13 protein-coding genes are annotated in these 15,276 nt (G+C 49.7%); 3 read left to right on the top strand and 10 right to left on the bottom strand.

What is annotated here, in order from left to right:
* Positions 1 to 90 precede the first annotated feature (90 nt).
* The 5 genes from JKK62_RS00460 to typA all read right to left on the bottom strand — a co-directional run bounded on the left by JKK62_RS00460 (position 91) and on the right by typA (position 5,764).
* Positions 91 to 1,962 (bottom strand): hypothetical protein, encoded by a 1,872-nt coding sequence (locus JKK62_RS00460; RefSeq protein ID WP_186833597.1) that lies wholly within the window; start codon positions 1,960 to 1,962, stop codon positions 91 to 93.
* A gap of 162 nt (positions 1,963 to 2,124) precedes the next feature.
* Positions 2,125 to 2,421, bottom strand: coding sequence for an RNA polymerase sigma factor (locus tag JKK62_RS00455; protein WP_186833596.1), 297 nt, complete (start codon positions 2,419 to 2,421; stop codon positions 2,125 to 2,127).
* The gene (locus JKK62_RS00450; RefSeq protein WP_186833595.1) at positions 2,411 to 2,629 is read right to left on the bottom strand and encodes a hypothetical protein; all 219 of its coding nucleotides are present in this window, start codon (positions 2,627 to 2,629) and stop codon (positions 2,411 to 2,413) included. Before JKK62_RS00450 ends, JKK62_RS00455 begins: the two co-directional genes overlap by 11 nt.
* A gap of 316 nt (positions 2,630 to 2,945) precedes the next feature.
* Positions 2,946 to 3,833, bottom strand: coding sequence for a 3'-5' exonuclease (locus JKK62_RS00445; protein WP_186833594.1), 888 nt, complete (start codon positions 3,831 to 3,833; stop codon positions 2,946 to 2,948).
* A gap of 110 nt (positions 3,834 to 3,943) precedes the next feature.
* Positions 3,944 to 5,764, bottom strand: a complete 1,821-nt coding sequence (typA, locus tag JKK62_RS00440) for a translational GTPase TypA (protein WP_186833593.1) — start codon at positions 5,762 to 5,764, stop codon at positions 3,944 to 3,946.
* A 547-nt stretch (positions 5,765 to 6,311) separates the two neighbouring features.
* Between typA and JKK62_RS00435 the strand changes: the two genes are divergently transcribed.
* The 3 genes from JKK62_RS00435 to JKK62_RS00425 all read left to right on the top strand — a co-directional run bounded on the left by JKK62_RS00435 (position 6,312) and on the right by JKK62_RS00425 (position 10,262).
* Positions 6,312 to 8,243 carry an aconitate hydratase gene (locus tag JKK62_RS00435; RefSeq protein ID WP_186833592.1) on the top strand — a complete coding sequence of 644 codons (1,932 nt, stop codon included), beginning with the start codon at positions 6,312 to 6,314 and terminating at the stop codon, positions 8,241 to 8,243.
* Between the two features lie 149 nt (positions 8,244 to 8,392).
* A complete protein-coding gene (locus tag JKK62_RS00430; RefSeq protein ID WP_186833591.1) occupies positions 8,393 to 9,607 on the top strand; it encodes an NADP-dependent isocitrate dehydrogenase in 1,215 nt (404 codons plus the stop codon).
* Between the two features lie 13 nt (positions 9,608 to 9,620).
* Entirely contained in the window at positions 9,621 to 10,262 is a 642-nt protein-coding gene (locus tag JKK62_RS00425) for a redox-sensing transcriptional repressor Rex (RefSeq protein WP_186833590.1), read from the top strand.
* Positions 10,263 to 10,390: 128 nt separating this feature from the next.
* Here JKK62_RS00425 and JKK62_RS00420 read toward each other — a convergent pair whose 3' ends face one another.
* From JKK62_RS00420 to JKK62_RS00400, 5 genes are all read right to left on the bottom strand, one after another.
* Entirely contained in the window at positions 10,391 to 10,981 is a 591-nt protein-coding gene (locus JKK62_RS00420) for a hypothetical protein (RefSeq protein WP_186833589.1), read from the bottom strand.
* A 109-nt stretch (positions 10,982 to 11,090) separates the two neighbouring features.
* Positions 11,091 to 12,770, bottom strand: coding sequence for an ABC transporter ATP-binding protein (locus JKK62_RS00415; RefSeq protein WP_186833588.1), 1,680 nt, complete (start codon positions 12,768 to 12,770; stop codon positions 11,091 to 11,093).
* Between the two features lie 64 nt (positions 12,771 to 12,834).
* Positions 12,835 to 13,506 (bottom strand): hypothetical protein, encoded by a 672-nt coding sequence (locus JKK62_RS00410; RefSeq protein WP_186833587.1) that lies wholly within the window; start codon positions 13,504 to 13,506, stop codon positions 12,835 to 12,837.
* Between the two features lie 179 nt (positions 13,507 to 13,685).
* Positions 13,686 to 14,135 (bottom strand): hypothetical protein, encoded by a 450-nt coding sequence (locus JKK62_RS00405; protein ID WP_186833586.1) that lies wholly within the window; start codon positions 14,133 to 14,135, stop codon positions 13,686 to 13,688.
* On the bottom strand, positions 14,128 to 14,391 hold the full coding sequence (locus JKK62_RS00400; protein WP_186833585.1) for a PqqD family protein: 264 nt from the start codon (positions 14,389 to 14,391) through the stop codon (positions 14,128 to 14,130). The genes JKK62_RS00405 and JKK62_RS00400 overlap by 8 nt, the downstream gene beginning before the upstream one ends.
* Positions 14,392 to 15,276 lie beyond the last annotated feature (885 nt).

The raw sequence follows: 15,276 nt of genomic DNA, 5'->3' as shown, positions 1-15,276 counted from the left end.
CTGCTCACTGACCACTGATCACTAAAGCTGTGGACAAATCCGAACAGCATAACGAAAGACGGCGAGCTAACCCGCCGTCTTTCTATTTCGTTATACATTTTTGACTGTCGTATTGACAATGTCCATGTTGAATGTATCGTTTTGGATGAAGGTACCAGGCCATTGTGGATTTTCGTGGGAATATCTGTTAAGCGCACTGCTACCTTTCAGCGTAATATCACAGTTTTTTACATAGGCATTCGTTTTGATATCTGTTGATAAGGTACTGAACATAAACAATGCCTCGGAAAAAGGTTTTGAATCTGTTACTTTATTCAACTTCACATCGTTCACATTGAGTGTCAACCCGAAGTTGTTCCTTGAAAAGAAATCCGTTACTTCGATGCAATCAACATTCAGGGTGCTGTTCCGATCGGGATCGCCGTTGATGTTCAGCGTGTAGTCCTGCTTTGTATTAATATACGAGAGCTCCGGCCATACATCGTTTTTCCCGCCCAATGTATACCCGTTCAGATTCAGGTCAAAGGTCATGGCATAATCTCTTGTTGGCTGTTTATCATCAGTCTTTCTGTAGGCCGGAAGCATCAGCTGCGGATGTCCCATATTAGAAGCTCTTTCAGGAGAAACATCATACTTCTCCATGAGCGTTTTGTAAGCAGAAGCGGTGTTGATGCCGACGCCTTCGGGAATGAAGCCATTTTCGGCGTCCTTTACGATCCAATCTCTGTCAAGCGTGAAAGAAGCGTAGGTAACGGGCTCTGTTGTATCGTATGCCGTCATGGTATCGATCACCATCCAGCCTCTCATTGCATCGTCAACGGTGAACTGATACTCGTTTCCGCCTGCTGTGATCTTGATTTCCGCCGCCTTGCTGTTATTGAAGTCGGAAAGCATACTTTTGTAAGCTTCGGTGATACTATTCATCGTTTCGACGTCACTATTGATCTCACTCTCCAGCATGTTGTTGCTCAGGGTGATCGCGGCTCTGAAATCACTCAGCCTTGTATCTAAGGTGCTGTTGAGATAATCGGAATATGCGGTGTAATTCCTTGACTGATAATTCAGCTGCGCGATTTGCAGACAATCGAAATAATACAGAAGAGCTACACATTCGTAGCCGGTAGCCAAACCGACAACCTTTTCATCGTAATTCGGGAGCTGCTTCAACATTTCAGTGCTGCCAAAGCCCTCGCCGTTGGCTGTGATCATTCCGTCAACCGTTTCATCATAATGACGTTTGGCGATCTTTTCAATCACACTGAAGTAATCGCTTTCATAACCGCAGGTGCTTTTGTCGAGATACTTCTTCATCCGGGTAAAGCCCTTTGTGATATCGCTATGCTCGACAATATAGTCATAGGATGCTTTCGTGGTCTTATCGATCACCTTGATCGTTTCTGTGTCATTGTCATTCAATTTGATGCCTGTATCTGTCAGGTTTGAGTTAATAGCGGCTTCATTCTTTGCGATATTATTTCTGAAATACTCATGATCTGCAGCCACATCTCGTTCCATGGTATAAAAGGTTGACATTTTGATTTCGTCACCCTGCTCATCAAGCATGGATTGGATGTTGCCGAGTGTCTTCATTTCTTCATTGTGATAAGCGTCCATATTCGTTTCGATCGTCTTTAACTCCGTCATGATCTCGTCGGTCGATCGAGAGATTTGTTCGCCGGGATCCCAACCGGGTTGCTCCTCATCAAAAAGGTTAGCGCAAAGGCGCTTGAGCACCTCCATGCCGCCCGACGCCATTAGCTTTACCATCGGCGTAGAATCATCCACAGCGATATCTACCATCTTGTCTATCATTTCCACCACGTCACAAGCAGACACGTTTTTGACCGCGTTGCTGTTAACCTCGGCAGCGCAGACAGGCGTGATTACCGCGCCGGCGGTAGAAAACATTGTGATTACTGTGAGCATACCTGCAATGATCCTGGTTCTGAATTTCTTTTTCATCTTTCATTACTCCTTACAGTCGATTATTCAGAAGTTGTTTTCGCTGAACTGAATAGATAATATACGATCCACTATGACAAAACCGGGACAAAAGAAAAAGAAAGTTTTAAAGTAAGCAAAAACGCCGCTTTTCAGCGGCGTTTTCATTATTCTTTTTTCATATCAGCGCTGATAGTAGGAGGCGATCCTTTGCAGCTTATGCGTGGCTGACTGGATATGTCGAGTGACAGTGGATTTAGAAAGATGCAACGCTGTCGCGATATCCTTCATCTTCATACCTTCCAAATAATACATCGTGATACAGTCACGCTGGCGATCGGTCAGCTCGCGACGGATCGCGCGGGAGAGGATACGCTTCATCCGCTCGCGCTCCATGCGATTGGAAGAACCCTGCTGATACAGCGAATACGCGATGAGATCGCTGTTCTCTTCATCGAGGAACATCCTCTCACGCCGCATGAGCATTTCCTCCGCGCGTGCGCAAATGCTCGGCAGTTTTCAGCAACTCCCGATAGATCCGACGATATTCGATGATCGTATCGCCGATTGATTTGCGCGCGTCAGCATTCAGTTTTTTGTCATTCAATAACGCCTTTTTCTTCTCGATCACGCTTAGTACGCGACAGGCGTCCTCTCGGTACGCCGCCGCCCATTCACAATAATTCATTCAATTGTCCTTTCGATAGACTGCGTTTTAAAACATAGGTTGGCAACAGAGAACCGATTTGATCGATGACATCATCCGTTTGCGGAAAATCAAATCTGTTCCCGATCGCGTTAACGTATTCAATTGAGTATGGGGCTACTCGCGCCGTTTCGGCAGTTTCAAAAGCGTAGCATCACCGCTTTTGAACGGGATCATTACGATCGATCATATGTTCCCTACTATTATTATAGCAGAATTTCTACCGTAAATCAATAGATTTTCGAATATTTGTTCTAATTCTTTAAAAAAATATAACGGCAGAATGATCTGCCGTTTTTTATGATGTGGTTTTAGGTTCCGCGCTTTTGCGCTTTTTCTTATCCTTGCGTTCGATCTCCGCGGTCTTTTTTGAGACATTGACGTGATCGTAACACTGCTTGAATGTGATGCGTCCCTCAAAATCCCTGCGGCATCTCAGACAACGGAAGTTTGCGCGGAAGGAGCGGTTTTTCAGCCGCCATTTTGATCGGCGCAGCGCGCGTCTGCCGCATTTCTCACAGTTGAAGTACATCTCGTGCCTGTTGATATTGGGGTTCTTGAGATCACAGATATTGTAATTCTTGAAGTTGACGCGGCGATAAAAATCATCGTCACAGGTATAGATGTACTGCTGCAGCAGTTCTTTGTCATAGAGCGCCTTAAAGCATGCCGCCGTCAGCTCCGCGTCATTATACGCGCGATGCAGGCTGTTTTCCTCAAACGTGATGCCCAGCATCTCGGCGCAGGCGGACAGTCCGAGCTGTCTGGCTTTGTCGCTGTAGCCGATCGCCCTCTCGCAATACTTTTGCAGGTTGACATAGTACTTCATAAACGGCAGCTTGTCATTGCCGTAAAAATACTTGTAATTCTCGATCAGCACCAGCACATCGCTGTTGCTCCATGTCATCAAAACGCCGTCGCCGAGGAACTTGCGGAATTTCGACATCACGTGAGAGAATGAGTTGTTGCTCTTTTTCAGCTCATCGATGGTGATATGGGTCAGAGCGCTGACATGAGAATTGAGCTTTTTGGAGATCTGGGGCTTGACCAACTCCGAAAAGATCTCGATAATATTCAGTTGTTCGTCACATTTGACCGCACCGAACTCGATGATCTCGTTCACAAACTTGTGACGATGCTTCGAGTAGGTGCCGTTAAACTCCAAATCAAGTATGATGTATTCCATGGCAGTATTCAAATTATTTGGATTCTCACTTACGTTCGATCAATTATACAATCCCTCAGCCACATGACACAATGTCATGTGACAGCTCCCTTTACCAAAGGGAGCCTGAATCACTTATTCCTGAACTGGTGCTTCATGCGCTGTTCCTTGCTGAGGATCTCCTTGCGCATACGGATGCTCTCGGGTGTGACCTCGACCAGCTCATCATCCGCGATAAACTCAAGACACTGCTCGAGCGACAGGATGGACGGCGGGGTGAGCTTGAGCGCTTCATCCGAGCCCGAGGCGCGGGTGTTGGTGATATGCTTCTTTTTGCAGACGTTGACGGTGATATCCTCCGCCTTGGGACAAGCGCCGACGATCATGCCTTCATAGACGTCCACACCAGGTCCGACAAAGAGTCTGCCGCGTTCCTGAGCCGCGTACAGACCGTAGGTGACGGTCTCACCGGTCTCAAAGGCGATCAGAGAACCCTGATGACGGGTGACGATATCGCCCTTGTACGGCTCATAGGAATCGAATACGTGATTCATGATGCCGTTGCCGTTGGTATCGGTCAGAAACTCCGGACGATAGCCCATCAAACCGCGGGACGGGATGCGGAACTCGATATGAGTGGAGCCGCCCTCACGCGTGCCCATATTGATCAGCTCCGCTTTGCGGGAACCGAGCTTTTCCATGACGGCGCCGACGTAATTCTCGGGCACCTCGATCATCAGATATTCGATCGGCTCATGCAGAACGCCGTCGATCATCTTGGTGATGACCTGCGGACGACTGACCTGAAACTCGTAGCCCTCACGGCGCATGGTCTCGATCAGGATCGAAAGATGGAGCTCGCCTCTGCCGGAAACCTTGAAGGTATCGGCGGAGGCGGTCTCCTCCACGCGGAGCGCCACATTGGTCTCCACCTCTTTGAACAGCCTGTCGCGGATGTTGCGGGAGGTGACATACTTGCCCTCTCTACCCGCGAACGGCGAATTGTTGACGATGAAGTTCATCGATACGGTCGGCTCGTCGATCTTGACGAACGGAAGCGGATCGATATGATCGGGCGCGCAGATGGTTTCGCCGATGTTGATATCCGCGATACCGGAGATGCAGACGAGATCGCCCATTTTCGCCTCGTCACATTCGACGCGCTTCAAGCCCTCGAACTCATAGAGCTTGCTGACTTTTACATTGGAGGTGGTGCCGTCCTGATGGCACAGCACCGCCTGCTGACCGGACTTGATCTGTCCGCGTTCCACTCTGCCGATGCCGATGCGTCCGACATATTCATCATATTCGATATTGGATACGAGCAGCTGTAAGGGAGCGTCGATCTCACCCTCGGGAGCGGGGATCTCGCGGATGATCGCCTCAAACAGCGGCTTCATATCGGGAGTCATCTCATAGGGATCGAGCGAGGATACGCCCTCACGCGCCGACGCGTAGACAACGGGGAATTCGAGCTGATCGTCATCCGCGCCGAGCTCGATGAACAGATCAAGCACCTCGTCGATGACCTCTTCGGGACGAGCGCCGTCACGGTCGATCTTATTGACGACGACCAGCGGCTTCTTGCCCAGTCCCAGCGCCTTTTTCAGCACGAAACGCGTCTGCGGCATACAGCCCTCGAACGCGTCGACCAACAGCAGTACGCCGTCGACCATCATCAGGATACGCTCTACCTCGCCGCCGAAATCGGCATGTCCGGGGGTATCGACGATATTGATCTTGGTATCTCCGTACATGACGGAGGTGTTCTTCGACAGGATCGTGATACCGCGCTCACGCTCCAGATCGTTGCTGTCCATGACGCGCTCATTGACGACCTCATTGGTGCGGAAGATACCCGACTGTCTGAGGAGCTGATCGACCAGTGTCGTCTTGCCGTGGTCAACATGCGCGATGATCGCGATATTGCGCAGATTTTCTCTTTTCTCCATACTATCACCTTGTTTTTTCATCAACGCTCACGACAATATGCCATAAGCGCAAACTTCCTTATTTTACTTATATATTATATCATTCCCGTATGATAAATGCTATGTTAAAAATCACCGAAAAAGGAATCACTTCACCGCAGATTATGTGAGTTCCTTTGCTAATACATAGGATATATCACTTTTTTGTTATAAAAAAGCGGTGCGCCGCCTTTACTTTGTCGACAAAAAGTAGTATAATATCCATGTGTGTGAAAAGAGTGACAAGCCGGATCAGGATTTTCACTGAGCCGGTTTTGCTTTTTTATAAAAATACGATCACACAAGATTCGTAAATACATCTTCGATTCAGCGGCAACCCTCAGTCCCCTTGCGGGGACAGCTCTCCGGTGTATGGATTCTGTAACCCAAAACAAGTTTTGGAAAGAATCTCACCTTAGGAAAGGGAACCTTGAAACAATGACAAAATAAAACACCGGCGGACTGAGGGTCGCTACTTTCAGACTGCCTTACCACATATAACATTTCTTTATGATATAGGAGGAACATTATGGGCTTAACTTTAGCGGAAAAAATCATTAAAAATCATCTGGTCACCGGCGAGATGATCAAGGGCACCGACATCGGTATCCGCATCGACCAGACGCTGACACAGGACGCCACCGGTACGATGGCTTATCTGGAATTTGAGGCGATGGGTATCGACCGCGTTCGCACCGAGCGCAGTGTCGCTTACATCGACCACAACACCTTGCAGACGGGCTTTGAGAACGCCGACGACCATCGTTTCATCCAGACGGTGTGCAAAAAGCACGGCATCTGGTTCTCGCGTCCCGGTAACGGTATCTGCCATCAGGTTCATTTGGAGCGCTTCGGCATCCCGGGCAAGACCCTGATCGGCTCCGACTCCCACACTCCCACCGGCGGCGGCATCGGTATGCTGGCGATCGGTGCGGGCGGTCTGGACGTAGCGGTCGCGATGGGCGGCGGTGAGTATTACATCACCATGCCCAAGATCGTTAACGTTGAGTTACAGGGTGAGCTGCAGGAGAACGTCTCCGCAAAGGATATCATCCTTGAGGTGCTGCGCATCATGTCCGTCAAGGGCGGCGTAGGCAAGATCATTGAATATACGGGCGAAGGTATCAAGACACTGAGTGTCCCGCAGAGAGCGACCATCACCAATATGGGCGCTGAGCTCGGCGCGACCACCTCGATCTTCCCCTCTGACGAAAACACCCTCGAATTCCTGAAGGCTCAGGACAGAGCGGACGCATATACCGAGCTGAAGGCTGACGACGACGCGGTCTATGACGAGCACATCGTGATCAACCTTTCCGAGCTGGCGCCTCTGGCGGCTTGCCCCCACTCCCCCGACGCTGTCAAGAGCGTTGAAGAACTGGCGGGTATGAAGGTCGATCAGGTTTGTATCGGCTCCTGCACCAACTCCAGCTACGCCGATCTGATGAAGGTCGCGCATATCCTGAAGGGTAAGACGGTTGCCGACGGCGTATCTCTCGCGATCGCGCCCGGCTCCAAGCAGGTGCTCAATATGCTCGCGCAGAACGGCGCGCTATCCGATCTGATCGACGCGGGCGCGAGGATCCTCGAGAGCGCGTGCGGCCCCTGCATCGGCATGGGTCAGTCCCCGAACTCCAAGGGCGTTTCTCTGAGAACCTTCAACCGCAACTTCCTCGGCAGAAGCGGAACCAAGGACGCTGAGATCTATCTGGTATCTCCCGAGGTAGCGGCGGTCTCCGCACTGACCGGTGTTATGACCGACCCGAGAGCATACGCGGACGGCTACAAGGTCGATATGCCCGAGCACTTCCTGATCAACGACAACATGGTCATCGAGCCCGCGTCCGTTGACGAGATGGACAAGGTCGAGGTACTGCGCGGCCCGAATATCAAGGAATTCCCCAAGACCTCCGGGATGGCTCAGGATATCAGCGCTTCCTGCTCCTTGAAGGTTGAGGACAACATCACCACCGATCACATCATGCCCGCGGGCGCGAAGATCCTGCCCCTGCGCTCCAATATCCCCGCGATCTCCGAGCACTGCTTCACCGTATGCGATACCGAGTTCCCGACCCGCGCCAAGGCGCTGGGCTCCTCGATCATCGTCGGCGGCTCCAACTACGGTCAGGGCTCATCCCGTGAGCATGCGGCTCTCGCTCCGCTGTACCTCGGCGTTAAGGCAGTACTGGTCAAGAGCTTCGCGCGTATCCACAGAGCGAACCTGATCAACGCGGGTATCCTTCCGCTGGAATTCGCGGATGAAAACGATTACAACAACATCGATCTCGGCGATAATCTCTATATCGAAAATATCCGTGATCAGATCGCGGCAGGCAACGGCATCACCATCATCAACAAGACGAAGAATGTTGAGATCAACACCAAATGCGCGTTGACCGAGCGCCAGAAGGATATCATCCTCGCGGGCGGTCTGCTCAATTACACGATGATGAACAAATAATTCCGTTCGAACGTCACTGTCAAGCGGACGACCGATGGTCGTCCCTACGGAAGCGTATCATATGCTTCGCTGATACACATGTTCTTATCAAAGGTTCACGGGAGGAGCAAGCCCCTCCCCTACATTAACATCGATTACCGGAGGTAACTATGGCTAAAATTCAAATGAAAACACCGCTCGTCGAGATGGACGGCGACGAGATGACCAGAGTCATCTGGCAAATGTTAAAGGATAAACTCATTCTCCCCTTTGTTGACCTGAAGAGCGAGTATTATGATCTGGGTCTTGAGAAGCGCAACGCGACCGACGATCAGATCACCGTTGACTCCGCAGAGGCGACAAAGAAATACGGCGTAGCGGTCAAGTGCGCGACCATTACTCCGAACGCCGCGCGTATGGATGAATACAAGCTCAAGGAGATGTGGAAGAGCCCCAACGGTACGATCCGCGCGATCCTCGACGGCACCGTTTTCCGTCAGCCGATCCTCGTCAAGGGCATCACTCCCTACATCCCCACATGGACAAAGCCCATCTGCATCGCCCGTCACGCATACGGCGACGTTTACAAGAACACTGAAATGATCGTCAAAGAGGGTTCCAAGGCGGAGCTTTGTGTGACTGATAAAGACGGCAACGAGAGCCGTCAGCTGATCCACAGCTTTGACAACAGCGACGGTATCATCCAGGGTATGCACAACCTCGACAACTCTATCGCGTCCTTCGCGAGAGCCTGCTTCAACTACGCGCTCGATCAGAAGAAGGATGTATGGTTCGCGACCAAGGATACCATCTCCAAAAAATACGATCACACCTTCAAGGATATTTTCGCGGAGATATTCGAGAATGAATACAAGGCGAAGTTCGATGAAGCCGGTATCGAATACTTCTACACCCTGATCGACGACGCTGTCGCGCGTGTAGTACGCTCCGACGGCGGCTATATCTGGGCTTGCAAGAACTATGACGGCGACGTGATGAGCGATATGATCGCTACCGCGTTCGGCTCTCTGGCGATGATGACCAGCGTACTGGTATCCCCCACCGGCGTCTATGAATATGAGGCGGCTCACGGTACCGTACAGCGTCATTACTACAAGCACCTCAAGGGTGAAGAGACCTCCACCAACTCTGTCGCGACCATCTTCGCGTGGTCGGGCGCACTGAGAAAGCGCGGTGAGCTGGACGAGATCCCCGAGCTGGTCGATTTTGCCGACAAGCTGGAAAAAGCCACCATCGATACCATCGAGAGCGGTATCATGACCGGTGACCTCTATCTGCTGAGTACCCTCGAGAACAAGAAGAAGGTCAACACCGAGGAGTTCCTCGACGCGATCCACGACAAACTGACTGAAATCGTTGCGTAAGGAGTAAGCACCTATGCCAAAAGAAGGCGTTTCCATACAGGTCATCAGACGACTGCCCCGCTATTACCGTTACCTCTCCGAGTTGGATTCGGAGGGCATCGAGAAGATCTCTTCTACAAAGCTCGCCGTTATGATGAATTCCACCGCGTCACAGATCCGTCAGGATCTGAACTGCTTCGGCGGATTCGGACAGCAGGGCTACGGCTATTCCGTTGCGGGACTTCGCACGGAGATCGGCAAGATCCTCGGCCTGGAGCAGCAGCACAACATGATCCTGATCGGCGCGGGCAATCTCGGCAAGGCGATCGCGACGCACCTGAGCTTTGAAAAGCTCGGATTCAAGCTGACCGCGATCTTCGAGAAGGACGAAAAACTGATCGGGACATCACTGCGCGGGATCGAAGTGATGTCGGATGATAAGATCGAAGACTATGTCAAAGAGAATCAGATCGACACCGCAATCCTGACAATGCCGAAGGAGGCTGTGGAAAAGATCATCGACAAGCTCTATGCCTGCGGTATTCGCAGCTACTGGAATTTCAGTCATTATGATATTTCCAAAAAGTATCTGGACGCCACTGTCGAGAATGTACACCTCAGCGACAGCTTGATGACCCTGTGTTACAGAATCACCGAAAAGAATCAAATCGGTTAAAACACTACGGTCCTGACACACGAGGAATACGCGTATGCAAGGACTTCGCAAGAAAACATCATAAACGTTTAAAGCCGGCGCTGATCTCAGTTGAGTTCAGCGCCGGCTGTCTGTTTTTGTAAATATTATTATGCTTCGGTTACGGTGCGGCTCCATTGGAGGAACTTCGACTCATATTTCGAATACTGTTCTTTTGAAGTGTAGAACTGAACAAACCAGTAGTAATCATCACTTTCAAATGCTGTTGAAAAATACTTGTATATTGTGCCGTTGGTACCCTCAGCTTCATAGTCAAAGTATTTAAGACCGTTATCTTCTTTGATCTCACTTGTTACCGAGCCCTTCGAGTTGGCATGCTGAACCTCCAGATAATCATCAAGAGATTGCACTTTGGTCTTCGCAAAATCGCTTTTTTCCTCATTAAGCGCGGCAAAAGCCAACTCCTCTTGCATATTTGTGTAATAACACTTTATGTCAGAGTCACTCGGGATCAAGGCTTTATTATCGACGAACTCCTTGGGAAGGGTGATTTTCATATCACCGAAGACAACTTCTTTATCCGGAGATTCCGTCGGTTGGGGAGCCGTAGTGGGAGCAGCAGAAGAGGAACTGCTGCTATTATTGTTGTTATTATTGGTGTTGTTCGGTTTTTTACTGCCGCATGCCGCAAGAGCACATACCAACACAGCTGCTAATAAGACCGCGATCCATCTTTTCATTCAGTATCTCTCCTTACAGTTTATTTGCTATTATCATAACACGGGATAAACTGAATAGCAATCCAAAAAATCATTCGTGTATTTGTGTACTTTGCACACAAGAAACAAGCTATTCGTGGATCTTGATTTTTTTATTCTCTATCGTCACCGTCTTGTCGCAGAAGCGCTCGGCGGCTTTTTTATGTGAAATAAGGATACAAGTCTTATTCTTCAATTCTCTCAAATTACGCAGCAGATCAAGCTCTGTCTGCTCATCCAACGCTGACGTCGCCTCATCCAGCAGGATGATCGGCGCACCGGTCAGAATAGCGCGCGCGATCGCCACACGCTGTACCTGTCCCTCACTCAGTCCTCCGCCATGCTCTGAGATCACGGTATCGAGTCCCTGCGGCAGCTCGGCGATGAACTCCTGCGCGCAGGCGATCCGTGCCGCCTCCATGATATCGTCATCCGTCGCGTCAGGCGCTACAAACGCGATATTCTCGCGCAGTGTACCGGACAGCAGGAAATTACCCTGCGGCACATAGGAAAAGAGCTTTCTCAGGCTTTTATCCATAATGAGCTTATCATTCTCGGTTTTGATATAGATCTCACCGGATTTCGGCTGATACACGCTCAGCAACAGCTTCATCAAGGTGCTCTTGCCGATACCGGAGATACCCTCTATCGCGACAAACTCATACTTATCGATGGTCAGCGAGGTGCTGTCCAGAACGATATCCCGGTCAAAGGAGAAGCTGATATCATCGAAGCAGATCGACTTCATATCACGATAGACCTGCGCCGTGTCCACATCACTGTGAAGGATCTGCTCATCCGGCATATTCTCGATCTCCATGATCCTCTCGGCGGACGCCAACGCGTTGAAGTAGGTCGGAAAGATATTCGCCATGCCTTGGATCGGGGTGCGGATCTGACCGATCAGCGTAGTGATCTGCATCAGAACACCGTAGGAGATCAGCCCGTAGAAGAGATTATACGCGCCCCAACCGAGTCCCCATACAAACGCGAAGGAGAACACCGCGCTCATACCGGTACCGGTGATGATGGAGAAGATATTGCGCTTGCGCTGGGCACGATAGGATTCCTCCTGCAGTTCAAAGGCGGAATCTCTCATCTTTTCCTGCGCGTCAAAGGTCTTGATCATCAAAAGGGAGCTGAGACCCTCCTGCATAAAGGAGCGCACCTTGCCCTCTCTCTCCTGCACATTCTTGTGCATTCTCTTGGTCATCGGCTTAAACAGAGTGGAGATCAGGAACACAAGAGCGCCGCCGATCACAAATACCAGCGCGAAAATGACGTCGATGCGTATCAGTACGACGAAGATACCGATGATCTTGACGATAAAGAACACCAGACTCGGGATGATAGAAACAATCGCGGACGTAACGACGTTGATATCGTTAGTCAAGAGGTTCATCAATTCGCCGGAATGATACTTTGAGATATCACCGTACTCCTTCATCATCATCGTGTAGAAGAGGTCGGATTTCATACTCATATCCAGACGCGCGCTGACCTTGAAGCCAAAATCACGCGCCAGAATCAGCGTGATGATCTGAATCACCGTCACACCGAAATAGAGCAAGCCGTAGCGGATCACCTCGTCGAACGATCCGCCCTTCGCGCCGTTGACAGCCGCGTCGACCAACTCGCGCGCGTATTCGGTGTTATACACGCCGATGAACGCGTTCACGCCGTAGACGATCGCCAATATAATAATGTTGATAAACTGAGGCCTTGAGCTGCGAATGATCCAGCTCAAGGCGCTTTTATGTTTTTTGGACACAAGTCCCTCCGAAAAATAGGTTGAGATAGCCACGGAGCGAAGCTCCTCGCAATGACAGGAATAATTACACTCGCTCCAGAATGAAGTCGAGATCGTTAACGTCGCCGACGCCGAAGAACTTCACACGATGCATCACGCGCTCGAGGATAAACAGCGTATGCTTGGTGCGTTCCTGACGAACGTTCTGTGACACGGCGCGCATGAACAGCGGCACAAAATCCTTAGCGTCGATCGCTCTGAGCGAATCAAAGCGCCTGCTGTCGACAAAGACGATCGATTTCAACACGAGCTTTTTGCCGGTCACAGACAAGCCGCCGAGCTCTCCGAACGGTGTGTCAAACACATAATAATCATCGTCCTGCATACGGATGCCGGGATAGTAATAGACAAACGCCTTATCCTGCGGGATCATCAGCGACAGATCGATCGAGCTGTCATCCGGCGCGGCAAACAACGTGCATTCGCCGTCGTTCTCCACACCGACCGCACGGATGGGAAAGCCGTTGAAGTCGAAGATCGCCCATGAATACAGGGTCGCCATATACAGGGATTCCACCTTATCGGCGGTCATTCCCTCATATTCCTCCATCATCTCGATCATGCGGTCATCACTCATCTCGAGCGTGATGTTCGGATCCGCCTGATAATCCACCTCATACCGACGGATATTCTCGGCAAAGGACGGTGAATTCGTTTTGATTTCTACATTCAAATCAGAAATACGATATAAAGCCATAATGATTCTCCGTTTTCGTTTTTAGGTCATCTAATAAAGGTTAAACTTAGCATAGCAACCCTCCGCCCCTTGACACGCGTGTCTCGGGGCACCTCTCCGGTGTATGGAATCTGTTTCCCAAATCAAAGATTTGGACAGAATCTCACCTTAGGAAAGGGAGGCATGAAACGTCGCAATAACTATTTAAAAATCTTATGATAAATCATTGAAGCAAACCGTCTCAGCCGCTTTTTTAGCATCATGCGGCGGATATAGAAGCGATACGAAAGATCGCTTGTCCGATAAGTCTTTCCGTTGTGGGTAAACGAGGTCATCAGCGCGAGGACGTCGTCATCCCCTACCCCATACTCATAGTCATACTGGTTATCGCCGGAAAAAATATACGCGCCGTCCTTGGTGAAGCCGATCATCCGATGCAGGACAAGCTGGTTGGTTCTGCGGCGCACATAGAACGCGACGTCGTATTTTTTCAGCTTATCGGGCTTTTGCGAAAAGGTCACCTTATCGTTTTTGCCGTCAAGCATCGGGAACATACTGGAGCCGGACGGTGTAAAGATCAACTCCTGACCGCGCTCAAAGCTCTCTTGCATCACCGCGACAAACTCAGCGGGAGAAATGATCTCACTCAATGAGATCAGCCTCGCGGAGCTTTGCGACAAAGCGGTCGATATCAGCGGCGGCGGTAGCCTCATCCACCGCGTATTCCTCCAGCATTTTCGCGATCAGCTCTTCCCTATCGGCGCCTTTTTCCAAAAGCTTCCAAAGGAAAGCGCCGCTCTCGGTCAGCTTGATGATACCGGAAAAATCAACCGCTCTGGTGCGAACCGGAACCACGACGTAGGAACCGGCGATTTTCTTCAATACAAAGTTGTTTTTTATCTTCATATGATCACCACCAAAATTATATCCTATCACGACAGTTTTTGCAAGTATCAAATGGACTTTTCGACAAAAGAGATACGGAAATGATCGTGAGGATCTACACAAAGGATGAAGATTTTTCTTTGGCATATTATTTGGATATTTACTAACAGCATGAATACATCAGCGGTTTGCATATTATGCAAACATTTGATAATCCCCAAATGAAACATTGCTCTATATTTCGCTTTTGGAATTGTTACAAACTTGTTACACAAAATCGTCATTTTGTGCAACATGCACAAAAGCATAATAATTCAATCGTCTAATTTAACGAAAAATCGCGTATTCATTGTATGCGGCATATATGCTGAATATATGCTGCATAAACGGAGCGTGAGACACGTGGAAATCAGCTTGAATCCTATGAAATTCGGCTGTTTTTCACACACAGGCAAGTATATTTTAAGCTGTTACGGTTACCTGAGAAATGAGCCTCGGGGTGTAACACAAGCGATGTCAGGCGGAAGGGCTGATATACCAGAATTTGTGCAATCTGCACAAAAACGGTAAATTTAACAAAATCAGGTATCAGGCTCCCTTTGGTAAAGAGGCTCCCTTTGGTAAAGGGAGCTGTCACCGAACGGTGACTGAGGGATTGTATCAATCGAACGAGCTTGACCACGGTCAAGTGAGATTCATTTTTACATCGTCATCCCTGATCACAGCCCAAAGGTCAGTTCCCGCAGGACATTTGATGGATCAAATCAGTTCTCTTTTATTAGGATGAGATTGCCACAGGATGACAGCTTGTCAAATCCTTCGCAATGACAATTCTAAATCGGTTGAGATTGCCACAGCCCTTACGGGCTTCGCAACGACGATATTTTATGTCGTACCGAATCCCTC

The sequence above is a fragment of the Ruminococcus difficilis genome (genome assembly GCF_016680995.1).
Note: the sequence above shows the minus strand (reverse complement) of the source record. Positions and strands in the feature narration are given on the sequence as shown.

Coding starts and splice junctions, on each gene's coding strand:
- JKK62_RS00445 (WP_186833594.1), bottom strand. CDS start 3,833: ATGGAATACATCATACTTGATTTGGAGTTTAACGGCACCTACTCGAAG.
- JKK62_RS00430 (WP_186833591.1), top strand. CDS start 8,393: ATGGCTAAAATTCAAATGAAAACACCGCTCGTCGAGATGGACGGCGAC.
- JKK62_RS00460 (WP_186833597.1), bottom strand. CDS start 1,962: ATGAAAAAGAAATTCAGAACCAGGATCATTGCAGGTATGCTCACAGTA.
- JKK62_RS00400 (WP_186833585.1), bottom strand. CDS start 14,391: ATGAAGATAAAAAACAACTTTGTATTGAAGAAAATCGCCGGTTCCTAC.
- JKK62_RS00425 (WP_186833590.1), top strand. CDS start 9,621: ATGCCAAAAGAAGGCGTTTCCATACAGGTCATCAGACGACTGCCCCGC.
- JKK62_RS00420 (WP_186833589.1), bottom strand. CDS start 10,981: ATGAAAAGATGGATCGCGGTCTTATTAGCAGCTGTGTTGGTATGTGCT.
- JKK62_RS00410 (WP_186833587.1), bottom strand. CDS start 13,506: ATGGCTTTATATCGTATTTCTGATTTGAATGTAGAAATCAAAACGAAT.
- typA (WP_186833593.1), bottom strand. CDS start 5,764: ATGGAGAAAAGAGAAAATCTGCGCAATATCGCGATCATCGCGCATGTT.
- JKK62_RS00455 (WP_186833596.1), bottom strand. CDS start 2,421: ATGCGGCGTGAGAGGATGTTCCTCGATGAAGAGAACAGCGATCTCATC.
- JKK62_RS00435 (WP_186833592.1), top strand. CDS start 6,312: ATGGGCTTAACTTTAGCGGAAAAAATCATTAAAAATCATCTGGTCACC.
- JKK62_RS00450 (WP_186833595.1), bottom strand. CDS start 2,629: ATGAATTATTGTGAATGGGCGGCGGCGTACCGAGAGGACGCCTGTCGC.